The following is a 26363-nucleotide window of genomic DNA, read 5'->3' as shown; positions in this document are numbered from 1 at the left end:
AAGTTTGCGTTGTAAAATTAGTTAAAAAAGAAAGAATATAATTCTTCAAAAACAACTGTAACACCTCACTTTTTTTGAACGAACTTATAATAGAACTTACGGACATCAGCCCCCAAGAATTTTTCGGGCAGCAAAACGAAAACATCGAACTGCTCAAAAAATACTTTCCAAAGTTAAAGATTGTAGCCAGGGGTAACAAGATCAAAGTTTATGGTGATGAAGAACTCCTTGAGGAGTTTGACAAGCGCTTTGATGAGATCACGGGCCAATTTGCCAAGTACAACAAGTTGGACGAGAACATGATCGAGCGTATCCTTACCAGTACCAGCGAGGAGGACTATACTTCTTCCAAGAGCAGTGGGGATGTTTTGGTCCACGGGGTAAACGGTCGCTTGATCAAGGCCCAGACTGCCAACCAACGTAAAGTGGTGGATGCCTGCAAAAAAGACGATATGGTCTTTGCCATTGGTCCGGCTGGTACGGGAAAAACCTATACTGGGGTGGCCTTGGCCGTGAAGGCGCTCAAGGAAAAGCAGGTACGACGTATCATATTGACACGCCCGGCGGTGGAAGCAGGGGAGAACCTGGGATTTTTACCCGGTGATCTTAAAGAGAAACTAGACCCCTACATGCAGCCGTTATATGATGCCCTTAGGGATATGATTCCGGCGGAAAAACTGGCCAAATACTTGGAGGACGGTACTATCCAAATTGCGCCCATGGCCTTCATGCGGGGGCGCACGTTGGACAATGCCTTCGTGATTTTAGATGAGGCCCAGAACACCACCCACGCCCAAATGAAAATGTTCTTGACCAGGATGGGCAAGAATGCCAAATTTTTATTGACGGGTGATCCAGGTCAGATCGATTTGCCGAGAAGGGTCATTTCAGGATTAAAGGAAGCACTTTTGATATTAAAGGATGTGGATGGCATCAGCATTATTTATTTGGATGATAAGGATGTGATCCGACATAGATTGGTGAAAAAGGTCATCGATGCCTATAAAAACATAGAGCACCAAAATCAATTCTAATATGGGACTGAATACGTTGATGTCCACGGACTTTGAATTTCCGGGACAAAAATCTGTTTATAAAGGTAAGGTGAGGGAGGTATATACCCTTCAAAATGATGTTTTGGTAATGGTGGCCACGGACCGTTTGTCCGCTTTTGATGTGGTCATGCCCAAGGGTATTCCTTACAAGGGTCAGATCTTGAACCAGATAGCCACCAAAATGATGAAGGATACGGAGGACATTGTGCCTAACTGGTTGATGGCCACTCCTGATCCCAACGTTGCGGTAGGTGTGGCTTGTGAGCCTTTTAAGGTTGAAATGGTGATACGCGGATACCTTTCCGGACACGCAGCCAGGGAGTACAAAGCTGGCAAAAGAATGTTGTGCGGCGTACCCATGCCCGAAGGAATGAAGGAAAACGACAAATTTCCCAGCCCCATCATCACTCCGGCAACCAAGGCCGAAAAAGGGGACCATGATGAGGATATTTCCAAAGAGGATATTTTAAAAAGAGGTATCGTTTCCAAAGAAGATTATGAGGTGCTAGAGCAGTACACCCATGCTCTTTTCCAAAGGGGAACCGAGATTGCTGCCAAAAGAGGCTTGATCTTGGTAGACACCAAATACGAGTTCGGTAAGACCAAGGATGGCAAAATCGTATTGATCGATGAGATTCACACGCCGGATTCTTCCCGTTATTTTTATGCGGAAGGATATGCGGAGCGTCAGTCCAAAGGGGAAGCACAAAAACAATTGTCCAAAGAATTTGTTAGACAATGGCTCATTTCCAATGGTTTCCAAGGCTTGGAAGGGCAATCCGTTCCCGAAATGTCGGATGAATATATCGAGTCGGTATCCAATCGATATATCGAATTATACGAGAACATCACTGGTGAAAATTTCGTAAAGAGTGATATTTCCAACATTGAGGACCGTATCTTCAGTAATATCAGCGAATTTTTGGCTAAATAGCCCTCAAATTGCCTTCCTTTCAATATTTATGGGCTTAAATTTATGATTTCGTTATTCTAAAGGATTTTTTTGTTTAAATATTTAAAGCTAATTTGGTATATTTATGCTAATTAAGTATATCCAATGCAAAGCTGTCCAAATTGTTCTTCCTCCGAATTCACCAAAGCAGGTGTCATTAATGAACGGCAACGCTACAAATGCAAATCCTGCGGCTACTATTTTACAGTTCCCAAATTGGGAAAGCAGATAGATGACTATTACGTAAACAAAGCGTTACAGCTTTATTTAGAAGGGCTTACGTATCGTGAAATTGAAAGAATCTTGGGTGTTTCCCATGTTTCGGTGATGAATTGGGTCCGCAAATACAACATCAAGCGGCCATACAATTCCAAATACCATCCCACCTATAAGATCTTGAATCTCGGGGAACTTCAAAAATACTTTAATAATCCAGAAAATTTAAAAGGAGCTGGCCAATTGGTTACTGAACTCGGCGATAAGTTCATGTTGATAAAATGGGACCGTTTCAAGGATTGAGTATAGGTATTTAGCAAAAATATATACTGATTTTTCTTTCAGTACTTTTTTTTAGGATGTTCGTGATGCACATAACTCACTAACATCCAAACTGAAATGAAAAGAATCCTTCTTGGAATGGCACTTACGCTTCTGTTCATTCCTAAATCATTCTCGCAGGGTAACACCGAATATACGGGGGGTTACAAGATTAATTTTAACGAAGATGGTTCAAAATATCTTCGAATCATTGCATGGGGTCAATTTTGGGCCCAATACAGCGATGATGTTCCAGACGATGCCAGTAACCTGAACCTAAGTGTAAGACGAGCCAGGGTATTGACATTTACCCAATTGAACAAAAAGTTTTTGATCCTTACCCATTTCGGGTTGAACAGTTTGAATGGAAGTAACCTTAGCCCGACAGGGAAAGGAGAATCTTCCCAATTGTTCTTTCATGATTTCTGGGGAGAGTGGCAAATTGGAAAGAACATTGCCGCAGGTTCTGGATTACATTACTGGAACGGAATTTCACGACTGAACAACAGTAGCACCCTGAACTTCATGACTTTGGACAATAATAGGGAGTCATGGGCCGCTTTGGGCCTTAGCGACCAGTTTGCCCGTCATTTGGGTGTTTACCTAAAAGGTAAAGTAGGTAGGTTACAGTATCGGGTTTCCTATAATGAGGCCATTACCACTACTTTGGACTCGGGGAATGACCCGACCCCCAATGGTAGGGCGGTATATCGTGGAAGGGAGCTTTTGGGAGCTGGTAATGCCGGCAAGGTGGTACAAGGATATTTTGACTACCATTTCTTGGATGAAGAATCTAATTTCCTACCTTACAAGGTGGGAACGTACCTAGGTAGCAAAAAGGTCTTCAATATTGGAGCTGGTTTCTTGAACCATCGAAATGGGGTTGTGGTAATGGATGGAACAGGAAATTTGGAAGGAGAGGACGTGAATATTTTCGCCGTGGATGCTTTTTATGACGCTCCCTTGGCTGATGACGGTTCGGCCATCACGGCATACGGGGTTTTCCAAAGCAATGATTATGGTCGCAATTTTGTCTTGGGCCCTTATGGAACTGGTAATATGATTTACGGCCATGTAGGCTATTTGATTCCTGGAGCGGCGGATAAGTCAAGGGTGCAACCTTATTTGTCATACCAGACCAGAACCATTGATGCGATTGATGACAATGCGACCCGATTTGGGATTGGGGCTAACCTGTTCATGACAGGGCACCATTCCAAGCTTACACTGGAATATGCCAATTCCAAAGTTGGAAACGGTGATAGTTCCGGGGTTTTAACACTGCAAGCACATATCTATTTATAATCACTAAACCAACAAATTATGTCAGAAAAACAGAAAAAGGCAACAGCTTATTGGAAAGAAAACCTGAGGTATCTGGTTATTCTTTTAACCATTTGGTTCTTGGTCTCCTACGGGGCCGGCATCATGTTCAAGGATGCTTTGAACAACATTCGCTTGGGCGGATTCAAACTTGGATTCTGGTTCGCACAACAAGGGTCGATTTATGTATTTGTCATCCTCATTTTTGTCTACGTTCGATTGATGAACAAACTGGACAAAAAATACGGCTATGACGAAGATTAACTAACCAACAAAAACTAGAATTATGAGTGTACAAGTATGGACATATCTATTGGTGGGCATTTCTTTCGCCCTATATATCGGCATAGCCATTTGGTCCAGGGCCGGATCTACCAAAGAATATTATGTTGCTGGCGGGGGTGTTTCCCCATTGGCCAACGGAATGGCCACGGCAGCGGACTGGATGTCGGCAGCTTCCTTTATTTCCATGGCAGGGATTATCGCCTTTGCCGGGTATGATGGTGCCGTTTATTTAATGGGTTGGACTGGTGGCTACGTGCTTCTGGCCTTGTTGCTGGCACCTTACCTGAGAAAATTTGGAAAGTTCACGGTGCCTGATTTTATCGGGGAGCGTTATTATTCCAGAACAGCACGGATCGTGGCCGTGATATGCGCCTTGATCGTTTCCTTTACCTATGTGGCAGGACAAATGCGTGGCGTGGGTATCGTTTTCTCCAGATTCTTGGAAGTGGATATCAACACTGGGGTAATCATCGGTATGGTCATCGTTTTGTTCTACGCCGTGCTTGGTGGAATGAAGGGAATTACCTATACCCAAGTGGCCCAATATTGTGTATTGATCTTTGCCTTTATGGTGCCCGCTATTTTCATTTCCTTCCAAATGACAGGAAACCCAATTCCACAATTGGGAATGGGTGGCACTGTAGCTGATGGAACCTATCTATTGGATAAATTGGATGGGCTTACCACTGAATTAGGGTTTGCAGAATATACGGATGGCTCCAAAAGTTTGGTGGATGTTTTTGCCATCACGCTTGCCTTGATGGTGGGTACTGCAGGATTACCACACGTAATTGTTCGTTTCTTTACGGTAAAACGGGTTAAGGATGCCAGAAAATCTGCAGGATGGGCCTTGTTGCTCATTGCCATCTTGTATACCACAGCTCCTGCGGTCGCCGTGTTCGCAAGGACCAATTTGATCGAGACCGCCAGTGAAAAGGAATATGCCTCCATGCCACAATGGTTCAAAAACTGGGAAGAAACCGGTTTGTTGAAATATGATGATAAGAACGGTGATGGCAAGATCCAATATGTAGGTGCTGCCGATAAAAATGAATTGACTGTGGATAGGGATATCATGGTATTGGCAAATCCTGAGATTGCAAACTTGCCCGCTTGGGTCATTGCCTTGGTTGCCGCAGGAGGTTTGGCAGCTGCCCTTTCCACTGCAGCCGGATTACTGTTGGTGATTTCATCCTCCATTTCCCATGACTTAATCAAAAATGTATTCAATCCAAAACTATCAGAAAAAGGAGAGCTTTGGGCCGCAAGGATTTCTGCAGCCGTTGCCGTTGTGATCGCTGGGTACTTCGGAATCAACCCACCCGGATTTGTAGCGGCAGTGGTCGCCCTAGCCTTCGGGTTAGCGGCAGCATCGTTTTTCCCTGCTATCATCTTGGGTATTTTCTATAAGAAAATGAACAGCAAAGGGGCTATTTCCGGAATGATTGTGGGTATCTCCCTCATGCTTTTCTACATGCTCAAATTCAAGTTTGGTTTGTTCGATGGAGGAAAAGAAGCGGTTGCTGGATTGCAAAGTGATTGGTGGTTTGGTATTTCGCCCGAAGGTTTTGGAACCATTGCCATGATCGTCAACTTTATTGTGGCACTTACAGTGAACCAATTTACCGCAGAGCCTCCAGAAGAAGTCCAAGAAATTGTGGAACACATTAGAATACCTAGCGGTGCAGGTGAAGCATCGGCACATTAATTTAGTTGGTTGTGATAAACGGTGCGGTGTCAAATTACCGCACCGTTTTTTGTAATTTTAGTAAGCCGACGAACAAGAGAAAATGAAGAAAAGGCATCAGCAAAAATTGATACTCATTTCCATAGTCCTATTCTTTTTATGGAATGTTCCCTTCGTGGCCATTTTTGATGTGGACGGACATGTTTTTGGTTTTCCCATTCTATATGTCGCCATTTTTTTGAGTTGGTTGCTGTCCATCATTTTTGCCTATATCATTTTAAGGAAGTTCTATGAGTAATTACGTGGTAGGACTTATAATTGTGATGTATTTGGCCATGCTTTTTGTATTGGCCTATTTTGCTGAGAAGAACCCCCGAGGCAAGTGGACCAACAATCCATACGTGTATACCCTTTCCTTAGCGGTGTATTGTACGGCATGGACCTATTATGGGAGTGTGGGCATTGCATCTCGGTCGGGTATCAGCTTTTTGGCCATTTATTTGGGCCCTGTCATTTCCCTGCCGTTATGGATCGTGGTGATGAAAAAGGTTATTCGCATCTCCAAGCAACATAAAATATCTAGCATCGCTGATTTTATCTCGATGCGGTATGGCAACAACAGATTTTTGGGAGCCTTGGTGACCATCACCTGTTTGTTGGCCATCATCCCCTACATTTCCCTTCAGTTAAAGGCCGTTTCGGAAACATTTTCCTTGATTTCAACAGAAAACAGTTATGTTTCCACAGGGTTTCTAGACGATTCCACTTTTTATATTGCATTGCTCATTGCGGTTTTTGTCGCTTTTTACGGTACCCGTTCCACGGATACTTCCCAGCATAAAAAGGGTATCATTGCTACCGTGGCCTTTGAATCCGTTCTAAAGTTACTGTTCTTCTTGGCCATTGGCATTTATGTGACCTACTATCTTTTTGATGGGACCACCGATTTGTATGAACAGGCTTCCATGAGAAACAATTTTCATCAACTGACTTCCCTTGGGGGGTTGGAAAATGGCTTCAATTGGTTGTTTACCATTTGCCTATCATTTTTCGCCATTTTTTTGTTGCCCAGACAATTTCATGTGGCGGTGGTAGAAAACGACAATGAAAATTATTTGAAAAAGGCCATTTGGCTGTTTCCCTTGTATCTTTTGCTCTTCAATCTTTTTGTGATTTTCATTGCATGGGCAGGTAACATTCGCCTTCCTGATGTAGTCAACCACGATTATTATTCTCTTTTACTGCCTTTACAACAAAACAACCAAGGCTTGGTATTGATGGTGTTCATTGGTGGTTTTACCGCTGTGATTTCCATGATCGTGGTCTCTACCTTGGCACTGTCCACCATGGTGAGCAACAATATTGTGATACCCTATGGTTTTATCAAAAAATTGGTGGAAGGCAATCCAGAGGAAAACACCAAAAGAATCAAGAATATACGTCGTGTAGCTATTTTTTTCTTGATCGTTATCGCTTATTTCTTCTATGTGAATTTCTCAGCCCAACTTTCACTTTTTTCAATCGGGTTGATTTCTTTTGTGCTCATTGCCCAATTAGCCCCTTCCTTTTTTCTTGGGTTGACCTGGAGGAGGGGAACGGCACGAGGAGCTGAAATAGGTATTCTAGTAGGTGTTGCAGTTGTATTTTATACACTTTTATTACCGTTTATTAGTCAGGTAATTATGCCCAATGTCAAGTTTGTGGAAGAAGGCCTTTTCGGTTATTCTTGGCTTAAACCGGCTCAACTGTTCGGACTGGACTATCTAACACCGGAGAGCAACGCCTTTTTGTGGAGCTTGTCGTTCAATACCTTGTTCTTTGTTGGGTTTTCGCTTCGTAACAAGGGAAATTACAGGGAACGGAACTATGCCGAGATGTTTGTGAACCATGCTAATTACGAAAACCTTCAGGAAGGTGCCTTTGTGTGGAAAGGAGAGGCCTATGTAGCAGATATCAAAAGATTGTTGAGCAGGTTTTTGGGAGAGACAAGGACCAATCGTGCACTACGGGTATTCAATAAAAAGCATAACATTTCTGATGCCGAAGAAAAAGCGGATGCCCGTTTGATCAACTTTTCGGAAAAGTTGTTGACCGGAAGTATCGGTAGCGCATCGGCCAAGATTTTGCTGTCTTCGGTATCCAAGGAAACACCTATCAGTTTGGTAGAGGTACTCAATATTTTGGAAGAGAGCAAGGAGACTAAGGCCAACAACAAACTCCTCTTTGAAAAATCCGAACAGCTTACCGCCATGGCCCATCAACTTAAGGAAGCCAATGAAGAGTTGCTATTACAGGATAGACAAAAAGATGAGTTCCTGGATACCGTGGCACACGAGTTAAAAACCCCAATAACGTCCATTAAGGCCGCTTCCGAAGTGTTGGAGGATGATGACATGCCGCCAGAACTGCGCAAACAATTCCTGGAGAACATCAGTCGCGATACGGATAGATTGGATACGTTGATCCATAACATCCTCGATCTTGAAAAGTTGTCGGACAACAGAACAGAACTTGATATTAAAAAACGTAAGATCAACAAAACCATAAAAAAAGCGATCAAGGGTGTAGAACAAATAGCGGCCAAAAAGCAAGTGGGCATCGAGTTCACAGAACGGGAAAATCTGGAAGTACCCTTTGATGAAGACCGAATATTGCAGGTTTTGACGAATTTGCTGTCCAATTCCCTTAAATTTACGGAACCACATACAGGAACCATCAAAATCCATTTGGAGGATGGGGATAAAGCTTTGAGAGTATCCGTTGAGGATAACGGACGTGGCATTCCGGTAGAGGACCAAGCCTACATTTTCGACAAGTTTTATCAATCTAAGAACCAGAACACCAAAAAGCCACAGGGTAGTGGGTTGGGCCTTGCCATTTGCAAAAAAATTATGGAGGGCCATAAGGGTTCCATATGGGTGGACAAAGGATTTAAGAAAGGGGCACGTTTGGTTTTTGAACTGCCCAAAAGCAGGAATTGAACATGAAGAAAATTTTGATCGTGGATGATGAACCCAACATTGTAATGTCCTTGGAATATGCCTTTAAGAAAAAGGATTTTGGGGTATTTATCGCCCGGGATGGAACAGAAGCCCTGGAGATTGCGGAGCGGGAGAAACCGGATTTGATTCTTTTGGACATCATGATGCCTCAGATGGATGGTTATGAAACCTTGAAGAGAATTCGAGAAAGCGAAAATTTAGGACAGACCAAAGTGGTGTTTCTCTCCGCAAAAAGCAAGGAAAAGGACATTGAAAAAGGATTGAAAATGGGTGCGGATGGGTACATGACCAAGCCTTTTTCCATAAAAAAAATCATCAGTGATGTGGAGGAAATGATCACATAACATAACCCCCCATCAACAAATTTATAACGAAACTAATATTAACTAAACATATCATTAGATGAGTAATTATCATATCAAGCACTTGGAGGAATATTTTCAGGTGTACCGTAAATCGGTCAGAAATCCAGAAGGTTTTTGGGAAGAGGTTGCGGAAGAACATTTTCTCTGGAGAAAGAAATGGAATTCAGTATTGGAATGGGATTTTAGCAAACCAGAGATCAAATGGTTCGATGGGGCAAAACTGAACATCACCGAAAACTGTATTGATAGGCATTTGAGCATTCGGGGAGATAAGACCGCCATTCTTTTTGAGCCCAACGACCCCAACGAACCGGCCGAGCATATCACCTATCTTCAGTTGCATGAAAGGGTCTGTCGGTATGCCAATGTGTTGAAGGACCAAGGTGTGGAGAAAGGGGACAGGGTTGTCATCTATTTGCCCATGATTCCGGATTTGGCCATTGCGGTATTGGCCTGTGCGCGTATTGGTGCCGTACACTCCGTCGTTTTTGCTGGATTTTCGTCCACGGCCTTGGCTACGAGGATCAACGACTGTGGTGCAAAAATGGTATTGACTTCCGATGGATCATACAGGGGCAGCAAGACTATCGATTTAAAAGGAATTGTGGATGATGCTTTGGAACAATGTCCCGAAGTAAAATCGGTGCTGGTGACAAAACGCACGGGTAGCGAGATCAACATGAAAGAGGGTCGCGATCAATGGGTTCAACCCCTTTTGGATAAGGCTTATGCCGATTGCTCCCCTGAAATTATGGATTCAGAAGATCCTTTGTTCATTTTGTATACTTCAGGATCAACGGGTCGCCCCAAAGGGATGGTACATACCACTGGCGGCTATATGGTGTACACCGCCTATACGTTTAAGAATGTGTTCCAGTATAAGGAAGAAGACATCTATTGGTGTACCGCCGATATCGGTTGGATTACTGGACATTCCTACATCGTGTATGGACCATTGGCAAATGGAGCCACCACGGTGATGTTCGAAGGAGTGCCCTCCTATCCGGATTTTGGAAGGTTCTGGGAAGTGGTCCAAAAACATAAGGTGACCCAATTCTATACGGCCCCAACGGCCATCAGGGCCTTGGCCAAGGAAAATTTGGATTTTGTGACCAAATATGACCTCTCCAGTTTAAAGGTATTGGGTACTGTTGGGGAACCCATTAACGAAGAGGCATGGCACTGGTACAACGACCATGTTGGAGATAAAAAATGTCCGATTGTGGATACATGGTGGCAAACGGAAACCGGGGGTATCTTGATTTCACCTATACCATATTCCACACCGACCAAGCCCACTTATGCTACCTTGCCCATGCCGGGTATCCAGCCAGCGTTGATGGACGAAAACGGAAAAGAGATCAAAGGCAACCAAGTGGATGGAAGATTGTGTATCAAATTTCCATGGCCTTCCATTGCCCGAACCATTTGGGGCAATCACGAGCGCTACAAGGATACCTATTTTTCAGCTTTTGAAGGAAAATATTTCACTGGTGATGGTGCCTTGAGGGACGAAGTGGGCTATTACCGAATCACAGGTAGGGTGGATGACGTGATCATTGTTTCCGGACACAATCTTGGAACGGCGCCTATAGAGGATGCCATCAACGAACACCCAGCCGTTGCGGAATCGGCCATTGTTGGGTTCCCACATGACATCAAAGGGAATGCACTGTATGGCTATATCATTTTGAAGGAAACCGGAGAATACCGTAATAGGGAAAACTTGGCCAAAGAGATCAATCAGTTGATCACGGAACACATAGGTCCTATAGCGAAACTGGATAAAATTCAGTTTGTTCCCGGATTGCCCAAGACACGCAGTGGTAAAATCATGCGTCGTATCTTAAGAAAAATAGCTTCCAAGGACACAAGCAATTTAGGGGATACTTCCACATTACTGAATCCAGAAGTGGTGGAACAGATCATGAAGGAAAGTCTATAAATCCAATTTTATAGACCAAATCGTAAAGGGCCTTGTTTTCGAATGAGGTCCTTTAATTTTTTGGATTTCAATTTTTCAATGGTTCTTAGAAAAGCTATGGCGGTGATGAATGCATCACCTAGAGCTGTATGCCGATCCTTTCTAGAAATACTGAATTTTTTGGCTAGATCATCCAAAGTATACCGGTCCTTTTTTTGGACAACAGTGGATATCAAAAGTGTGCGTTTATATAAGGATTCCGTGTCCAAGTTTTCATTTTTCAACTTAGGTAGCCCGTTCCTTTTTAAAGCGGCATTGATCATGTTTACATCGAACATCACATGGTGCCCCACCAATACATGGTTTTCAATATAGACCAAAAATTGTTTCAAAGCTTCTAGCTCCGAAGTTCTATTACGCTTACTTTTTTTAAGGATTCCATGTATTTCTGCACTTCCTACATCATAGTGTTCCTGTTCAATGTATACCTCAAAACTATCCTTTACCACTATATTATTGTCTTTCAATTTAAGGGCCCCAATGCAGAGCATTCGATCCTTGGTCAAATTAAAACCAGTGGTTTCAGTATCCAATACGATGAAGGTATTGTCCTTGATCAGCTCTGGCAACGGATGTTTGAAGTGCTCCTCGTAGGCCCACCAAAAATCAGGGAATTCCAGTTGTTTCTTTTTGGAGAAAAACCACATCAGCGCAATAGGTTTTTAACTTGGAACCGAACTTCAATAAGGGATTGGATTTCCTTAATGGTTTTGAAGGTCCGCTTCAGTTTTATTTTTTCTTCCTTGTTCAATTGGTCCAAGGCTATGAACCTGCCCGAATCGTTGTGCAACAGCCCTTGGCGGGTCCTAAATTTCAACAAGGCTTTACTAGCATACGAACACGCCAAAAAGAGTTCACGGTTGTTGGGTTCCAACTCGGCCAATTTCTCGTATCGCTCCGCTGTATTGTTGATGGATTTAATGGAGTGGGAGAGGATAAGTACCCTAGCTGCATCAATAATAGGCATCAAGGCGCGAAGTTTTAGGTCGAAAAAATCCTTGTGCTCCCCATCCTGTTCTACCAAAAAATCCCTAAAGAACCCTGATGGTGATGGGTTTTGCATGGCACCACTGGCCAAGTGCGTCAAAAATTGTGGATAGTGGTTGGCATGGTCAAAAATGCTATGGGACAGTTCATCGGCCAAGGCTTTGCTGCCGTAGGTCACATTATAGTCAAAAAAGATAGAAGAAAGCAGAATTTCCTCCGGGCCGGGATTGTTGATCCAATGTGAGGTAACATGTTTCCACTCACTGAGACTATGGCACCACGAAGGGTTGGAAGCCATCATCTCCGCAGGGCAGTACTCAAAACCAACGGTATTCAACTCCTTGGAAATTTGAGAGCCCAATTGTAAAAAATAAGCTCGTGTCTCCTCTAGATTTTCTTCTGGGACATCCTCAAAAAGAATGGCATTGTCCTGATCGGTGTTTAACAGTTGTTCTCCTCGACCTTGACTTCCCATGGTAAGCCAGGTAAAATCCACAGGAGGCTTTTTTTCCATGGAATCCAAAGTGATTTCAATTATGCGCTTGGTAGAGGCATCATTGAGTTCGGAAATGATTTTGGACACCAGGCCGATAGGGATATTCTGTTCCAAATACCCTTGTAACAATGTCATGATGCCATGCCTGATACTGCGCAGCCTTTTGGAGTCCGTAGCTCTTTTGATGGCGCGAAGCAATACGGCCGGGTTGTTGCCCAAGGCCAACATCACATCGTGTTTGGAGAGGATGCCAACGGCTTTGGCATCTGTGGTACCATCCTCAGTAAGGACCAAATGGCTGATGTTACTTTTCATCATGGCCATTTGTGCCTGGGCTACGGTCAACTCTTTTGGATAGGTGATGACGGGAGACGACATGATGGATTTGGCACTTCCGGTAATCGGAAAAAGGCCCGTAGCCACTTTTTGTCTAAGGTCTTTATCCGTAATGATACCCAAAGGCAAATCACCATTCATTACCAAAATGCTGCTCACGTTATGCTTGGCCATGGTGGTGGCCACGGTCTTGATTTTGGTCCCTGCGGTACAGGTAACCAAATCGGTGGAATACCGAACCGGTTGAAGGTCCAATATTTTAGTACTAGGATTGTTATCGTTAGTATTGGCAGTGACCCCATAAAGCTTGCCCCGGTGTTTTATGGAATAGGGGTTTCGGGTATTGGAAGCAAAGCTTTCGATCAAAAAATTCCCGACCCTCTTGTTCTCCAAGGCCAAGGGTTTAAAATCCTTGATAGGCACCGCATAAAGAATGGTTTCTTCATAGGCCTTGGCTTCCAATTTATAGCTTTCCTGGGCCAGTAGGGGGCGCAGCCCAAAAACATCCCCTTCATCACAAATGTCCAGAATTTGGCTTGAATCCTTTTTGGTAAGTGCAATGGCGCCTTTGTTCACCACATAGAAATAGGCATGGGGCTCTTCCTTTTCAGTAAAGACCACACTGTTACTTTCCTTATGGATAATGGTCACCTGAAGGGAAAGCTGTTCCAACTGTTTGGAATCCAATGCATTGAAAGGAGGGTAGTTTTTTAGAAAATCCGCTACGCGTTCAGAAATGGTATTTTTCATGGTACCCTAAATTTAGGGGTAAAACCTGTTGGTAGGACTATGGTGCATAAAAAATGTCGGTACATTTAATGCTTTTTTCTGTTAAGAACGGTAACTATCAATTTATCTAAAAGTTTCCTTCATCCATCCGTTTACTTATAATGAAATAATAAATTAAGCCACCATAATTCTTCATGGTCATAAAAATGTGGAATTGCCTACACAAACTTGCAAGAATTGACGTATATTTCCTTTAACAGATATGACAGCTAAACCCAACTATAAGAAATACGCATATTGGTTATTGTTGCTTACCGTGGTAACTATGGTGGCCTCGAATTTTTTTATAACCCGTTTTTACTTGAAAACACAGGAGGCAGATGCCAGGACCATAAACTTGGCAGGAAGACAGAGAATGTTAAGTCAAAGAATAGCCAAAGCTTTGTATATGAATTCTTTGCAAAAGAATGGACCTTCTTATGAATTAGAAAAGGAGAACGTTAAAGATTTAATGGATCAATGGAAACAATCCCATTTGAATTTAATGGGCTCAACAGCTGAATTTTCAGACAATCACCAAAAACTGGATTCCCTCTTTAACGATGTAGATACCCATCTTATGGAAGTGGTCAATGCTACCAATGCTTTAGCCATTGATACAAATGAGGAGAGTAGGAAAACGTTGCTACAAATGGTGAATCATTCCGAGGCATTATTCCTTAATGGAATGGAGCAGATTGTTAAGGAATACCAGCGATTATCGGAAAAAAAAGTGAAACGTACCGAAAGCGTAACATTTTGGCTGGCCTTTTTAGCATTGGTTATATTGATCAGTGAGTTTTTGTTCATATTGACACCATTGTTTAAAAAACTGGAAAAGGACAATAGATTATTATTGGAGAACAATCGAAGACTTTCGGATTTTGCCCAAATCGCTTCCCATAACTTTCGAGCTCCAGTTGGAAATATAAAAATGTTGATGCACCTATATGGTAGAACAGAAGACGAAACTGAAAAGGGAATCCTGATCGAAAAAGTAACGCAATCTACCAATAGGCTCAGTGCCACCATGGATGCACTTACTGATTCTTTGAAGGTGCAGTCAGATCATGGACAAAAATTGGAACAGATAAAATTTAACACAGTTTATCAAAATGTTTTGCCATCATTTGAGCAATGGATAGAAAATGAGGAAGCCAAGATCACAGTGGATTTTAGTGGATTGCCTTCCATCCGATTTAGTAAAATCTATTTGGAAAGTATTTTCACCAACATGATATCCAACGCTTTAAAGTATAAAAGTCCCGACCGAAAACTTGAACTTCATATTAAATCCTATGAAAAGAGAGGCCGAAAGCAGCTTGTTTTTTCAGATAATGGATTGGGAATCGACCTTAAACAACACGGCCGCAAAATATTCGGTCTCAATAAGGTATTTCACCGCCATCCTGATTCCAAAGGGGTTGGTTTGTTCATGACCAGAACCCAAATTGAGACCTTGGGAGGAAAGATAACCGTGGAAAGTGAAGTGAATGTGGGAACAACTTTTATTATAACCTTTTAAAAAAAATAAAATGTCCGAAGTAATGGTTATTTGCATAGTGGATGATGATAGCATCTATCAATACGCGATGCGAAAGGATTTGCAATCCTTGGAAATGGAAAAGGAATTGCTGTTTTTTAATGATGGAGAGGAAGCAATGAACTTTATGACCGCCAACCTTATAGACACCAAAAGCCTTCCTGATATTATTTTTTTGGACATTAATATGCCTATTATGGACGGTTTTCAGTTCATGGAACATTTTGTTCAGCTAAAGCCCAGGTTAGGAAAAAAAATAACGGTGTACATGGTATCTTCATCTATAGATCCAGAAGACATTAAAAGAGCGGAAGCCATTTCAGAGATTTCGGATTACTTGATCAAGCCCGTAAATTTGGGAGAGTTGCGGGAACTTGTGATTAAGTTAAAGCAGAGTGGCAATTCATAATTGCCTTGGTTAATACTTTGTATCTCGGTTCATGAGTATTTATATCTACCTATCCAGCCCCGATTACCTTTTTTGTAGTAGGTTTATGTATCTATTGGAACAGCCCAAGAATATTTTTTCTGAAGGTTTAGGTACTTTTTATGGCGTCATTTTCCAAAATACTTTTACCAGAAAAGTTGAAGATAATTCTGTGTTTGTTAAAGTTTCAGGAATGAAAAAAGTCATTTAACTGATTTTCAGTTAAATGACTTTTTGATTTGTAGCGAGAGGGGGACTTGAACCCCCGGCCTCCGGGTTATGAATCCGACGCTCTAACCAGCTGAGCTACCTCGCCATGGTTTTGTTAAGCGGGTGCAAATATATAGTTTAATTTTTGCTGAATCAAAATTCGGGATTAATTTATTATTTGACATTTATTTTTTTATCTTCCCAAACTATATCAAATGTTGAAAAGGATAAATTGAATGCTATAATGAATGATAAGGTTAAATTTGAAATGGAGTTCGTGATACACGCTTCGCCTCAGTTACTTTACCAATATATTTCCACCCCTTCAGGACTTTCAGAATGGTACGCCGATAATGTGAATTCACGCGGTGAAACCTTCACTTTTATTTGGAACGGTTCGGAGGAGAAGGCTAAAATGCTCAAACGCAAGAGTGAAGAGTTCGTAAAGTTTGCCTGGACCGAAAATGAAGACGGTTCTTTTTTCGAAATGCGCATTATTGTGGATGAAATCACCAAAGATGTTTCTTTGTTCATCACGGATTTTGCGGAGGATGACGAGGTAGATGAGGCTAAAATGCTTTGGGAAAACCAAGTTTCCGACCTCAAACAGGTATTGGGCTCTAGATAGAACGATTGTAAAGGATGCCGTATATTTGGTCCCGATAAAATCGGGATTTTTTTATGATTAATTTCAACGGTACACTTTTTCCCCAGGAAAAGGAGATTTTGACAGCGGACAATAGGGGTCTAAAATATGGTGATGCCCTTTTTGAAACCCTTCGCTGTGTGAATGGAGCCCTCTTTTTTTGGGAAGACCATTACTTTCGCTTGATGGCCTCCATGCGTATACTTAGGATGGAAATCCCCATGGAGTTTACGTTGGAGTTCTTGGAGGAGGAAATCAAAAGGACCATTTCTGCCAATGACGAGGATACGGGAGCCACTAGGGTAAGATTGACCGTTTTCCGAAAAGATGGAGGATTGTATACCCCTGCCACCAACGATGTTTCCTATGTGATTGAAACTTCTACCCTGGAGTCTCCCTTTTATCTTATGGATGATAGCCCTTACGAAGTAGAACTCTTCAAGGATTTTTACGTGAACAAGGATATGTTGTCCAATCTGAAGACCAGTAACAGGGTATTGCATGTGGTTGCCAGTGTATTCTCCAAAGAAAACGGTTATGCCAATTGTCTGTTGGTGAATACGGACAAGCAGGTAGTGGAGGCCATCAACGGTAATCTTTTTGTGGTCAAGGGAAATCAGATCAAAACCCCGCCTTTGTCAGATGGTTGTTTGGATGGAATCATTCGAAAAAAACTTATGGAAATCATATCCTCCAGTGAAGAATGGGAATTGTTGGAAGAATCCATCTCACCATTCGAACTCCAAAAAGCGGATGAGATGTTCATCACCAACAGCATCCAAGGCATACAACCTATCAGCAAATACAGAAAAAAGGAATTTGGAAGTTCAGTGGCCAAAGGTCTAGTGGGAAAACTGAACGCAAAGGCCAGATTGGCCCAAACTAGTTGAGAGAGGGATTTTCAGGAGCATTGGACCACAAAAGATAGTCGCCTCCGAGTTCTACCATTTTTTCTTTCCAGAAGGCAATGGAAGATTTTTCAAGAATTCCGCTTTCGTATTCGTTCTGTACCACCACCCAGGATTTGGAAGAGAGTTCTTGATCCAGTTGTTGTGAGCCCCAACCCGAATATCCCAAGAAGAATCTAATATCCTGTTCGGTAATGACCTCATTGTTGATGAGCTCAACAGTTTTTTCAAAATCGCCTCCCCAGAAAATACCATCGGATATTTCAACACTGTTTTCAATAAGATGGGGTACTTTGTGGATGAAATAGAGGTTGTCCTGCTCCACAGGCCCTCCGTTGAAGACCTGAAAAGGGATTTTGATTTCGGTAACAAGATCACAAATGGTATAATCCAGCGGTTTGTTCAGGATGAACCCCACGGACCCTTCATGGTTGTGTTCTGCCAGTAGAACCACAGACCTATTGAAGGATACATCCCCGGTAAGCGAAGGTTCCGCAACAAGCAATTTCCCCTTTTCTGGTTGATGGCTCACCATTTTCATAGGATTCTTGTTTTTAAATTTATCATAATATACAATATTTCCAAAAAACCAAAACCCTATTAAATGAAAAAAGCACTCCCGAGGAAGTGCTTTCATATATTCTAAAAATAATTGATTAGTTTACTGCACCGCTCAATTCAGCACCTGCTTTGAACTTTACAACGTTCTTGGCAGCAATCTTGATGGTCTTACCAGTCTGAGGGTTTCTACCTTCTCTGGCACTTCTTTTGGAAACTGACCAAGAACCAAAACCTACCAAGGAAACCCTGTTTCCTTTTTTAAGTGATCCCTCTACATTTCCCAAGAAAGATTCCAATGCTTTTTTAGCTGCTGCCTTAGTGATGCCAGCATCAGCTGCCATAGCATCGATTAATTCTGTTTTGTTCATAATGGAATTAAATTAATTGTTGTTAAAATAATTTTAATGCTGAACAAATTTATACGGATTTGCCAGTAACGCAAGTAAAACCTAGGGAAATCGGGTTTTTTGTTGATAACTTCAAACGTTTGTTGATAAAGTCGGAAAAAAATGACAACTTTTTGCCAGCCCTCTCATAGCAAGGGATTAGCGAAGATAGGCCCCTTCTTCAAGCTTCAACCCGTTCAAAACTTCGTTCACTTTCATTCTCCGTTTACCTGGAAGTTGTAGTTCCATGAGTAGAATGAACCCATTTTTCACGGCTACCTTGATAGATTTTTTGTCCACCACCAGTGTTCCAACGTTATAGTTATGGTTCCCGCTCTCCATTTGGGTGGCAAATATTTTGATTTGTTCCTCTTTACCCCCTTGGACTAAGGTAGTCCATGCACCAGGGTAGGGACTGAGGCCACGAATATGGTCGTAAATGGCCTTCATAGAATGGTTCCAGTCGATCTCGCAGGTTTCCTTATGTATTTTGGGTGCCGGTTTTAGATCCGCACTTTCTTGTTGGGCCTTGAGCTCCACGGAACCCTGCCCGATAAGTTTACAGGTTTCCACCACGAGTTTGGCACCCGTTTCCATCAACCTATCATGTAGGTCTCCAACATTGTCCTCTAGCATGATTTTTTCTTTTTGCTGAAGGATGATGTTTCCAGTATCTATTTTTTCATCTATAAAAAAGGTAGTGACCCCAGTTTCAGTCTCTCCATTGATGATGGCCCAATTGATGGGGGCCGCCCCACGATATTGGGGAAGGAGGGAGGCATGAAGGTTAAAAGTGCCATATTCGGGCATTTGCCAAACCTCTTTGGGCAACATCCTAAAGGCGACTACCACCTGTAGATTGGCTTCCAGACCTTTTAGTTCCTCCAAAAAACCTTCATCCTTAAGATTGGTGGGTTGTAAAACTTTCAGGTGATGTTCCACGGCAAATTGCTTTACGGCGGATTCCTGAACTTTTCGACCCCTACCGGCAGGGCGGTCAGGAGCGGTGATTACACCGACCACGTCCAGGCCAGCTTCTAAAATATGTTTCAGACTTCCAACGGCAAAGTCGGGAGTTCCCATAAATACGATACGAAGTGGGCTATTCTCTACTATACTCATTTCTGGAATTTATAGCGATTACTTCATCTTCAAGTAATCCCTGCAGTATTTTTAAAAGTTCTTTTTCATCAGCACCCGTGGCCTTTTCCAGTTGTCTGGAGGTGTGCGGGGCAAGGGTCAGGAGTTCCAAGATTTTTTCTCCCAAATTAAGATGGGAGGCCTTTTTGGAATTCTTGGTGCAAATATCGCATGTACCACATTTTTCAGCTGATTTTTCGCCAAAATAATGCAACAGATAAATACTCCTGCATATTTTGGTGTTGTCAATATAGCCCAACATAGCTGCCATATTGCTCTGCTTGATACTGTTGAAGTCCTTGATTTTTTTTGCAAAAGGGTTAATGGTATGGTCGTCTTCCCTGGGAACCAAAAAAGTGATTTCCAGATCACTGGTGCTGTTTTGGTATTCCACAATACCATCTTCCAAAAGTTGAAGTAATATTTTTTTGAGTTTATTTTCGCTTTTCCCTGTCTTTTTGGATAGTAGATGAAGGTCTATTTTGGTATCGTATTCGGTGATTCCACCATAGGTGCGTAGAATGGTCTGTATGATCGGGGCGGTAGTGCGGTTTCGGTCCAAATACTCAAAAATGCCTGCTTTGGAGGCCACGAATTTGAGGGTGTTCTTTTCCTTGAAATTTTCTGTGATGGTCAACACCGAGTTCTGGTCCAAGGTACGCAGGGCATTAAAAGCCAAATTCGGTTCCAGTTCGTATCGCTTGCAAAATTCATTGAACTTGAAGGAGAGGGGCTCCTCTACCCATTCCCCGTACGAAATCTGGAAAAAATTGTTCAGTTTGGAATAGATTTTTTTCACGAAGGCCACATCGGGCAAAGAGGAAAGGAATTGCTGTTCCGCACGTTGCTTGTCTTCCAAGGATGTCAGCACCATGGCTGTGGAAGGTTGACCGTCCCTTCCAGCCCTTCCGGCCTCTTGATAATAACTTTCCAAACTATCGGGAATCTGATAATGGATTACTAAACGAACATCGGGTTTATCTACCCCCATGCCAAAGGCATTGGTAGCCACAATGACCCGAATTTCATCGTTCAACCAAAGGTTGAGTTTTTCTTCCTTCTCGGATTTGTTCATGCCCCCATGAAAATACGTGGAGGAAAATCCGTTTTCATTTAAAAACTTGGAAAGTGAAACGGACATTTTTCGGGAGCGGACATAGACAATGGTACTCCCAGAAATCTTGCCCACATATTTTTTAAGCTGAAAAATCTTGTCCTCTGTGCGCTTTACCTTAAATATAAGATTGGAACGTGTAAAGGAATCCTTGAAGATTTGAGCGTTTTCCAATTTCAAGTTCTCAAGAATGTCTTCCACAACCCTCGGAGTTGCCGTTGCTGTAAGGGCGATCATGGGAATGTTCGGCAATAATTCCCTCAGAATGGAACAGCCTAAATAGGCCGGTCTAAAATCGTTGCCCCATTGGGAGATACAATGTGCCTCATCTATAGCGATCAGGTTCACATCCATTTCCTGTATGCGTTCCTGAACCAAGCTTTGCTGCAGTCGTTCGGGAGACAGGTATAGAAATTTATAGTTGCCGTACAGGCAATTGTCCAAAAGATTGTTGAGTTCATCAAAAGGAATCCCCCCGGTCAGCGCAATGGCCTTGATTCCCTTTTTCTTCAATTGTGCTACTTGGTCTTGAATCAATGCCACCAAAGGTGATACCACAATACAGAGCCCTTCTTTTGCCAGGGCTGGCACCTGATAGCAAATGGATTTCCCACCACCGGTGGGCATCAATGCCAAAACGTCCCGGCCCGAAAGAACGGTATCAATAATGGTCTGCTGGGAGCCTCTGAAATTGTGGTGTCCCCAGTATTCCTGTAAAATGCCTTTTATATCCTTTTGCACTAAATGGTATTAAGTGTTTCCAAAATAAAATCAATCCGCTTGTGGACTTCATCTTTTGGCACTTCAATGGGGTTATAGCCAAATTGGGTATAGGTGGCCATTAAGGCCAGATGTATTTTTTCTGCTTCTTCGAAGGTTTCCAATCTTTCATTGTCCGAAATATAGATTTCCTGCCAAGGCGGGACTATGAAAACCGAATCGTAGCGATGGATCTCGCAGTAGGCCATAAATTCCTCATCATAGGCCTGTCCGAAGAAATCCATATATGCAAGTACATCGGGAATACCTCTGTCAAAAAAGCTGATGGGCTCATCGGTTTTGAGCGATTGCTTGTAATGGGCTGTCCGGCCTTGGAGCAGGTCAATGTTGAACTGGTAGGCATCTTCCACAAAAACCAAGGGGTTGCTCACAAAAACACCGTCATTGCCCTCTTGCTTGGCCTTGGAGGTCATATCGCGTATGATTTCATGGAAGCAATGGAATCCCTTGCTCTCCAACCCGTTCACGATAGAAGTCTTACCCGTTCCCGGAGCTCCGGTGATCACAACCTTGTTCTTGCCCAAACGTTTTATTTTAACGGTACAAAGTAATGAAATAGCCCCAAGGAAAAAAAATTGTCGGTTAAACCCTATATTTGTAAAAAATATGGGCATGGAGAAGGATAGCACGGATGAATTTTACGAAAGACTGAGGGAGCAACTTTTGGAGAATACTACTTGGCCTTCCGATTACCTGTATAAATTTATCGTTCCTACCGATGAAGAACGCATTGCACAGATCCATGACATTTTTGATAATACTGGGGCGGTCATCGAATCCAAAAAATCCAAGAAAGGAACGTATACCAGCCTATCCATAACCGTGAACCTGAAAGACCCGGACGAGGTGATCTTGAAGTACAAGGAGGTGGCCATTGTGGAAGGTGTAATTTCCTTGTAGACGGCAGACTTTGCCATAATTTTATTATTTTGCGAACGTTATTGGATATACACTTCCCAAAACTAATTCTCTTAAACGTTTTAAATTGAATACAGTAGAAAACCTAGAATACAATACAGAGCGTCCGAAGCTTTTTATCCCGGAATATGGTCGTCATTTTCAAAAAATGGTAGATCATGCGGTATCCATTGCCGATCGCGAGGAACGTAACAAGGAAGCTAAGGCCATTATTAGCGTAATGGGCAATCTTCAGCCCCACTTGCGAGATGTGCCCGATTTTCAACATAAACTATGGGACCAGTTGTTCATTATGTCCGATTTTAAATTGGATGTGGATTCCCCGTTCCCTATAACCTCCAAAGAGATATTGCAACAACGTCCTGAGCCATTGAAATATCCGCAAAACCACCCAAAATATCGTTTTTACGGGAACAACATCAAACGTATGATAGATGTTGCGGTAAAGTGGGAAAAAGGGGATATGCGTTCCGGCTTGGAATACGCCATTGCCAACCACATGAAAAAATGCTATTTGACGTGGAACAAGGATACAGTTGAAGATAAGGCCATATTCGAGCATTTGAAAGAACTGAGCAACGGCGAGATTGATTTGGCAAGGGATGGCGAAAACTTGACCGAAAGCAACCAGTTCCTGAAAAACAGACAGGCCAAATCCAACAGAAACGGAACCAACAAAAAAGGTAGCCAGAGAAACCGCAAGAAAAGATATTAAACGCTAAAGGAATACATGGGTACATTTCGAATAGAGGGTGGTCACCAGTTGCATGGTGAGATAACCCCCCAAGGAGCAAAGAACGAAGCACTTCAGATTCTTTGCGCCGTATTGCTTTCCGGGGAAAAAATTACCATCAACAACATACCCGATATTGTCGACGTCAACAAACTGATCGCACTGCTTGAAGATTTGGGCGTAAAGATCCAAAAGAAGGGCAGGGGCTCCTATACCTTCATAGCAGATGACGTGAACCTGGATTATTTACAGTCTTCCCAATTCAAGGAAGATGGAAGGGCCTTGCGGGGATCCATTATGTTGGTAGGGCCACTTTTGGCAAGATTTGGAAAAGGATACATTCCCAAACCCGGAGGTGATAAAATTGGAAGAAGGCGTTTGGATACCCATTTTGAAGGTTTTATAAAGCTGGGGGCCAAATTCAGATACAACAAAGAGGAGCATTTTTATGGCGTGGAGGCCGAAAAGTTGAAAGGCACCTACATGCTTTTGGACGAAGCCTCCGTGACCGGAACTGCCAATATTGTGATGGCCGCCGTGCTTGCCGAAGGTACCACCACAATTTACAATGCCGCTTGTGAACCCTATTTGCAACAGTTGTGCAAGATGCTGAACCGTATGGGGGCAAAGATTACAGGTATTGGTTCCAACTTATTGACCATTGAAGGTGTGCAAAAATTGGGAGGCACCGAACATACCATGCTGCCCGATATGATCGAGATTGGATCCTGGATAGGACTGGCAGCCATGACCCGGAGCGAACTTACCATCAAAAATGTAAGTTGGAACGATTTGGGACAGATTCCCACAGTATTCCGAAAGTTGGGGATTACCATTGAAAGAAAGGATGACGACATCTTCATTCCCAAGCATGAGAAGGGTTATCAGATCCAGAATTTCATTGACGGATCTATTTTGACCATTGCCGATGCACCTTGGCCAGGGTTGACACCAGATTTATTGAGCATCATCTTAGTGGTGGCTACTCAGGCTAGAGGAGAAGTGCTCATTCACCAGAAAATGTTCGAAAGCCGTTTGTTCTTTGTGGACAAATTAATCGACATGGGAGCCAAGATCATCCTTTGTGACCCGCACCGAGCTACCGTGATCGGGCATGATTTCAAATCGACCTTAAAGGCCACAACCATGGTGTCTCCGGATATTAGGGCCGGGGTTTCCTTGCTGATAGCAGCACTTTCGGCAAAAGGTACGTCAACCATCCATAATATTGAACAGATCGATCGTGGGTACGAAAACATCGACGAACGCTTGAGGGCCATTGGGGCCCAAATTGTTCGGGTGTAACTAGTTGGATTCCGTGTATCTAGTAATATTGTCTAGAATGGCATGCCTCCATTTTTGCAAATCCACGGAAAAATCAAATAAGAGATTGGTTTTTATCGGGCTATTTTTAAGTTTGACAGATAACTTTCAAGTTTTTCTACATTCTCACGCATGCCCTTGTCAGCTTTGTGTGCTTTGATTATGGTCTGCAATATTTCCTCGCTATCGAACAAAGCGGACCAATTCATGACAGTAGTCTGCCCTACAGCTTCAAAATGGACCGTGGTAATAAAATGAGGGTTAAAATGTTCAAAGACAATTTTTTTGAAAGGGATGATCTCTTTATAAATACTACGGTTGGGGTAGTTGGTCCCATCGGGTCCGTGCATGGTGAGTTTCCATTCGCCTCCTTCCTGTACATCCATTTTTTGAATGGTGTTGGTAAAGCCATTTGGTCCCCACCATTGGGCAATATGCTCTGGAGTGGTCCAGACTTCCCAGACCAGTTCAATGGGTGCCTGCAAGGTTCGAGAGATGCTTAGCGATCTACTTTCTGTTTTTTCCATTTTTGTTTTCGTTTTGAAGTTTTGCCAAGTAGGCATCGAGATTATCGAAGCGATCTTCCCAGATTTTCTTGAACTGTTCCAGCCAAAGATCAATTTCTTTCATTTTATCGACCTTAAGTTCATAGATCATCTCACGACCTTGCTGTGTGGATGCCACTAGATCGCATTCACCCAGAATTTGAAGGTGTTTGGAAACGGTAGGCCGAGCCACATCAAAATTGGCGGCAATGGCACCTGCGGTCATGGTCTGTGAGGCTAGCAAAACCAATATGGCCCTACGGGTTGGGTCGGCTATGGCTTGGAAGGGATCGCGTCTCAATTTCATCATGAAGGTATTTAAATTATGAAGCTATATGGCTACAAATATATATGTAGTTATTTGACTACGCAATTATTTTTGGAAAAATTAAGTAAGGGAGTCCTTTTTAACTAATTCATAAATTGGGCAATACGATCCACAAGCCCCACGATTAAGGGAAGATCAGGCAAGGAATATGTAGAAATGTTCGCGGTCCGGTCCAACGGGGCAAGCTTTAGGATATGGTTCATGCCTTCAATGAGTTGCAATTGGGTTTTGGGATTAGCATCTGCAAGTGCTTGGGCATTGGAAGTATCCACTTGAATGTCTGTGGTCCCCTGAATAACCAAAATAGGAATGTCCAATTTGGCCATCTCTTGTTTTGGGTCGTATTTGAACCATGAGATCATATAGGGTTGTACACTCGGACGGAAAAGGGAAAATAAGAAGGGAGGCACAGAATCTACCTGCTGACCTCTTTCCAATTGATCTAGTATGGGGTTGGACAGTTCGGTCACAAATGCTGGTTGTGCCTTGAGTTGTTCTTTTAGGGCTTTGGCTGCAGGATCGGCAATCCCGGCCACTGAAATATATTGGGCCACTGCTGTATTTTGGGATGCAAGCATACCAATCAAAGATCCTTCACTATGTCCCAACACGACTATCTTTGAGAATCGGGTCTCTTGTGATAGAAGTTGAATCCAAGCTTTGGCATCATTCACATAATTCTCGAAGCGCAATTGACTTTCTGTAGGACCGGCATCCTTGCTTTCACCGATGCCTCTTTTATCATATCGGAGGGAAGCAATACCATATTCGGCCAAACCTTCCGCCAACATTTTTAGAGAATTATTTTTCATGATAGGATTGTTACCATCCCTATCGGTAGGCCCCGAGCCAGAAATGATCAGCACTACGGGAGGGTTTTCCGGAGTTAGGGGAAGGAGTAAGGTTCCTTGTATATTTCCTGTAGCTGTTTCTAAGGCAATGGCCTTTTCTTCCACCTGTGCGTTGCTAGGGATCAGGCCTGCTAAGAAAATGAGCAGAACGAAGAGTATCTTCTCCATATTAA

General features: G+C 42.8%; 27 protein-coding genes and 1 tRNA gene. 17 read left to right on the top strand and 11 right to left on the bottom strand.

The window, feature by feature from the left end; all coding sequences use genetic code 11:
* Positions 1-74 precede the first annotated feature (74 nt).
* The 10 genes from D2V05_RS05380 (at position 75) to acs (ending at position 11151) form a co-directional block, all read left to right on the top strand.
* Complete coding sequence (locus D2V05_RS05380; protein ID WP_119646481.1) at positions 75-1034, top strand: PhoH family protein; 960 nt, start codon at positions 75-77, stop codon at positions 1032-1034.
* Position 1035: 1 nt separating this feature from the next.
* The gene (locus D2V05_RS05375; RefSeq protein WP_119646480.1) at positions 1036-1989 is read left to right on the top strand and encodes a phosphoribosylaminoimidazolesuccinocarboxamide synthase; all 954 of its coding nucleotides are present in this window, start codon (positions 1036-1038) and stop codon (positions 1987-1989) included.
* A gap of 123 nt (positions 1990-2112) precedes the next feature.
* A complete protein-coding gene (locus tag D2V05_RS05370; RefSeq protein ID WP_119646479.1) occupies positions 2113-2526 on the top strand; it encodes an IS1/IS1595 family N-terminal zinc-binding domain-containing protein in 414 nt (137 codons plus the stop codon).
* Positions 2527-2622: 96 nt separating this feature from the next.
* Positions 2623-3849 carry a hypothetical protein gene (locus D2V05_RS05365; RefSeq protein WP_119646478.1) on the top strand — a complete coding sequence of 409 codons (1227 nt, stop codon included), beginning with the start codon at positions 2623-2625 and terminating at the stop codon, positions 3847-3849.
* Positions 3850-3867: 18 nt separating this feature from the next.
* Positions 3868-4131 (top strand): DUF4212 domain-containing protein, encoded by a 264-nt coding sequence (locus D2V05_RS05360; RefSeq protein ID WP_119638302.1) that lies wholly within the window; start codon positions 3868-3870, stop codon positions 4129-4131.
* 22 nt (positions 4132-4153) lie between these two features.
* Positions 4154-5860, top strand: coding sequence for a sodium:solute symporter family protein (locus tag D2V05_RS05355; RefSeq protein WP_119638301.1), 1707 nt, complete (start codon positions 4154-4156; stop codon positions 5858-5860).
* Positions 5861-5942: 82 nt separating this feature from the next.
* Positions 5943-6137, top strand: coding sequence for a hypothetical protein (locus D2V05_RS05350; protein ID WP_119638300.1), 195 nt, complete (start codon positions 5943-5945; stop codon positions 6135-6137).
* On the top strand, positions 6130-8820 hold the full coding sequence (locus D2V05_RS05345; RefSeq protein ID WP_119646477.1) for a sodium:solute symporter family transporter: 2691 nt from the start codon (positions 6130-6132) through the stop codon (positions 8818-8820). The genes D2V05_RS05350 and D2V05_RS05345 overlap by 8 nt, the downstream gene beginning before the upstream one ends.
* A 2-nt stretch (positions 8821-8822) precedes the next feature.
* A complete protein-coding gene (locus tag D2V05_RS05340; protein ID WP_119646476.1) occupies positions 8823-9185 on the top strand; it encodes a response regulator transcription factor in 363 nt (120 codons plus the stop codon).
* 58 nt (positions 9186-9243) lie between these two features.
* Entirely contained in the window at positions 9244-11151 is a 1908-nt protein-coding gene (gene acs, locus D2V05_RS05335; RefSeq protein ID WP_119646475.1) for an acetate--CoA ligase, read from the top strand.
* 8 nt (positions 11152-11159) lie between these two features.
* On the opposite strand, the gene D2V05_RS05330 is transcribed toward acs, so the two are convergent.
* Both D2V05_RS05330 and D2V05_RS05325 read right to left on the bottom strand, forming a co-directional pair.
* Positions 11160-11837 carry a 3'-5' exonuclease gene (locus D2V05_RS05330; RefSeq protein ID WP_119646474.1) on the bottom strand — a complete coding sequence of 226 codons (678 nt, stop codon included), beginning with the start codon at positions 11835-11837 and terminating at the stop codon, positions 11160-11162.
* Entirely contained in the window at positions 11837-13759 is a 1923-nt protein-coding gene (locus D2V05_RS05325; protein WP_119646473.1) for a DUF294 nucleotidyltransferase-like domain-containing protein, read from the bottom strand. The genes D2V05_RS05330 and D2V05_RS05325 overlap by 1 nt, the downstream gene beginning before the upstream one ends.
* A 340-nt stretch (positions 13760-14099) precedes the next feature.
* Between D2V05_RS05325 and D2V05_RS05320 the strand changes: the two genes are divergently transcribed.
* Both D2V05_RS05320 and D2V05_RS05315 read left to right on the top strand, forming a co-directional pair.
* A complete protein-coding gene (locus tag D2V05_RS05320; RefSeq protein WP_183114786.1) occupies positions 14100-15302 on the top strand; it encodes a sensor histidine kinase in 1203 nt (400 codons plus the stop codon).
* Between the two features lie 10 nt (positions 15303-15312).
* On the top strand, positions 15313-15729 hold the full coding sequence (locus tag D2V05_RS05315) for a response regulator (RefSeq protein ID WP_119646471.1): 417 nt from the start codon (positions 15313-15315) through the stop codon (positions 15727-15729).
* Positions 15730-15989: 260 nt separating this feature from the next.
* On the opposite strand, the gene D2V05_RS05305 is transcribed toward D2V05_RS05315, so the two are convergent.
* Positions 15990-16063: transfer RNA gene (locus D2V05_RS05305), tRNA-Met, on the bottom strand.
* Between the two features lie 138 nt (positions 16064-16201).
* Between D2V05_RS05305 and D2V05_RS05300 the strand changes: the two genes are divergently transcribed.
* Positions 16202-16585, top strand: coding sequence for an START-like domain-containing protein (locus tag D2V05_RS05300; protein ID WP_119641887.1), 384 nt, complete (start codon positions 16202-16204; stop codon positions 16583-16585).
* 53 nt (positions 16586-16638) lie between these two features.
* Positions 16639-17493: an aminotransferase class IV gene (locus tag D2V05_RS05295; RefSeq protein WP_119646469.1), complete on the top strand. Its 855-nt coding sequence runs from the start codon at positions 16639-16641 to the stop codon at positions 17491-17493.
* Here D2V05_RS05295 and D2V05_RS05290 read toward each other — a convergent pair.
* The 5 genes from D2V05_RS05290 to D2V05_RS05270 form a co-directional block, all read right to left on the bottom strand.
* Positions 17486-18046 carry a YqgE/AlgH family protein gene (locus tag D2V05_RS05290; RefSeq protein WP_119646669.1) on the bottom strand — a complete coding sequence of 187 codons (561 nt, stop codon included), beginning with the start codon at positions 18044-18046 and terminating at the stop codon, positions 17486-17488. The genes D2V05_RS05295 and D2V05_RS05290 overlap by 8 nt on opposite strands.
* 121 nt (positions 18047-18167) lie before the next feature.
* Positions 18168-18440: an HU family DNA-binding protein gene (locus D2V05_RS05285; RefSeq protein ID WP_072879184.1), complete on the bottom strand. Its 273-nt coding sequence runs from the start codon at positions 18438-18440 to the stop codon at positions 18168-18170.
* Between the two features lie 177 nt (positions 18441-18617).
* Positions 18618-19580: a methionyl-tRNA formyltransferase gene (fmt, locus tag D2V05_RS05280; RefSeq protein WP_119646468.1), complete on the bottom strand. Its 963-nt coding sequence runs from the start codon at positions 19578-19580 to the stop codon at positions 18618-18620.
* Positions 19561-21453: a RecQ family ATP-dependent DNA helicase gene (locus D2V05_RS05275; protein ID WP_119646467.1), complete on the bottom strand. Its 1893-nt coding sequence runs from the start codon at positions 21451-21453 to the stop codon at positions 19561-19563. The genes fmt and D2V05_RS05275 overlap by 20 nt, the downstream gene beginning before the upstream one ends.
* On the bottom strand, positions 21453-22016 hold the full coding sequence (locus D2V05_RS05270) for an AAA family ATPase (protein WP_119646667.1): 564 nt from the start codon (positions 22014-22016) through the stop codon (positions 21453-21455). Before D2V05_RS05270 ends, D2V05_RS05275 begins: the two co-directional genes overlap by 1 nt.
* 88 nt (positions 22017-22104) lie before the next feature.
* On the opposite strand from D2V05_RS05270, the gene D2V05_RS05265 reads away from it, so the two are divergent.
* From D2V05_RS05265 to murA, 3 genes are all read left to right on the top strand, one after another.
* Positions 22105-22392: a DUF493 family protein gene (locus D2V05_RS05265; RefSeq protein WP_119641774.1), complete on the top strand. Its 288-nt coding sequence runs from the start codon at positions 22105-22107 to the stop codon at positions 22390-22392.
* An 85-nt stretch (positions 22393-22477) separates the two neighbouring features.
* On the top strand, positions 22478-23125 hold the full coding sequence (locus D2V05_RS05260) for a DUF4290 domain-containing protein (protein WP_119646466.1): 648 nt from the start codon (positions 22478-22480) through the stop codon (positions 23123-23125).
* Between the two features lie 15 nt (positions 23126-23140).
* Positions 23141-24448, top strand: a complete 1308-nt coding sequence (gene murA / locus D2V05_RS05255; protein ID WP_119646465.1) for a UDP-N-acetylglucosamine 1-carboxyvinyltransferase — start codon at positions 23141-23143, stop codon at positions 24446-24448.
* 92 nt (positions 24449-24540) lie between these two features.
* Here the strand turns inward: murA and D2V05_RS05250 are convergent, their stop codons facing one another.
* The 3 genes from D2V05_RS05250 to D2V05_RS05240 all read right to left on the bottom strand — a co-directional run bounded on the left by D2V05_RS05250 (position 24541) and on the right by D2V05_RS05240 (position 26358).
* Positions 24541-24993, bottom strand: coding sequence for an SRPBCC domain-containing protein (locus tag D2V05_RS05250; RefSeq protein ID WP_119646464.1), 453 nt, complete (start codon positions 24991-24993; stop codon positions 24541-24543).
* Entirely contained in the window at positions 24974-25318 is a 345-nt protein-coding gene (locus D2V05_RS05245) for a metalloregulator ArsR/SmtB family transcription factor (RefSeq protein WP_119646665.1), read from the bottom strand. The genes D2V05_RS05250 and D2V05_RS05245 overlap by 20 nt, the downstream gene beginning before the upstream one ends.
* 104 nt (positions 25319-25422) lie before the next feature.
* The gene (locus D2V05_RS05240) at positions 25423-26358 is read right to left on the bottom strand and encodes an alpha/beta hydrolase (RefSeq protein WP_119646463.1); all 936 of its coding nucleotides are present in this window, start codon (positions 26356-26358) and stop codon (positions 25423-25425) included.
* Positions 26359-26363: the final 5 nt, after the last annotated feature.

This window comes from Flagellimonas pelagia (genome assembly GCF_003584135.1).
GTDB lineage: Bacteria > Bacteroidota > Bacteroidia > Flavobacteriales > Flavobacteriaceae > Flagellimonas > Flagellimonas pelagia.
The sequence above is the reverse complement of the archived record's forward strand: the minus strand, read 5'-3'. Positions and strand labels throughout refer to the sequence as shown.

Coding starts and splice junctions, on each gene's coding strand:
- D2V05_RS05375 (WP_119646480.1), top strand. CDS start 1,036: ATGGGACTGAATACGTTGATGTCCACGGACTTTGAATTTCCGGGACAA.
- D2V05_RS05370 (WP_119646479.1), top strand. CDS start 2,113: ATGCAAAGCTGTCCAAATTGTTCTTCCTCCGAATTCACCAAAGCAGGT.
- D2V05_RS05365 (WP_119646478.1), top strand. CDS start 2,623: ATGAAAAGAATCCTTCTTGGAATGGCACTTACGCTTCTGTTCATTCCT.
- D2V05_RS05360 (WP_119638302.1), top strand. CDS start 3,868: ATGTCAGAAAAACAGAAAAAGGCAACAGCTTATTGGAAAGAAAACCTG.
- D2V05_RS05355 (WP_119638301.1), top strand. CDS start 4,154: ATGAGTGTACAAGTATGGACATATCTATTGGTGGGCATTTCTTTCGCC.
- D2V05_RS05350 (WP_119638300.1), top strand. CDS start 5,943: ATGAAGAAAAGGCATCAGCAAAAATTGATACTCATTTCCATAGTCCTA.
- D2V05_RS05345 (WP_119646477.1), top strand. CDS start 6,130: ATGAGTAATTACGTGGTAGGACTTATAATTGTGATGTATTTGGCCATG.
- D2V05_RS05340 (WP_119646476.1), top strand. CDS start 8,823: ATGAAGAAAATTTTGATCGTGGATGATGAACCCAACATTGTAATGTCC.
- acs (WP_119646475.1), top strand. CDS start 9,244: ATGAGTAATTATCATATCAAGCACTTGGAGGAATATTTTCAGGTGTAC.
- D2V05_RS05330 (WP_119646474.1), bottom strand. CDS start 11,837: ATGTGGTTTTTCTCCAAAAAGAAACAACTGGAATTCCCTGATTTTTGG.
- D2V05_RS05325 (WP_119646473.1), bottom strand. CDS start 13,759: ATGAAAAATACCATTTCTGAACGCGTAGCGGATTTTCTAAAAAACTAC.
- D2V05_RS05315 (WP_119646471.1), top strand. CDS start 15,313: ATGTCCGAAGTAATGGTTATTTGCATAGTGGATGATGATAGCATCTAT.
- D2V05_RS05300 (WP_119641887.1), top strand. CDS start 16,202: ATGAATGATAAGGTTAAATTTGAAATGGAGTTCGTGATACACGCTTCG.
- D2V05_RS05295 (WP_119646469.1), top strand. CDS start 16,639: ATGATTAATTTCAACGGTACACTTTTTCCCCAGGAAAAGGAGATTTTG.
- D2V05_RS05290 (WP_119646669.1), bottom strand. CDS start 18,046: ATGGTGAGCCATCAACCAGAAAAGGGGAAATTGCTTGTTGCGGAACCT.
- D2V05_RS05285 (WP_072879184.1), bottom strand. CDS start 18,440: ATGAACAAAACAGAATTAATCGATGCTATGGCAGCTGATGCTGGCATC.
- fmt (WP_119646468.1), bottom strand. CDS start 19,580: ATGAGTATAGTAGAGAATAGCCCACTTCGTATCGTATTTATGGGAACT.
- D2V05_RS05265 (WP_119641774.1), top strand. CDS start 22,105: ATGGAGAAGGATAGCACGGATGAATTTTACGAAAGACTGAGGGAGCAA.
- murA (WP_119646465.1), top strand. CDS start 23,141: ATGGGTACATTTCGAATAGAGGGTGGTCACCAGTTGCATGGTGAGATA.
- D2V05_RS05250 (WP_119646464.1), bottom strand. CDS start 24,993: ATGGAAAAAACAGAAAGTAGATCGCTAAGCATCTCTCGAACCTTGCAG.
- D2V05_RS05245 (WP_119646665.1), bottom strand. CDS start 25,318: ATGAAATTGAGACGCGATCCCTTCCAAGCCATAGCCGACCCAACCCGT.
- D2V05_RS05240 (WP_119646463.1), bottom strand. CDS start 26,358: ATGGAGAAGATACTCTTCGTTCTGCTCATTTTCTTAGCAGGCCTGATC.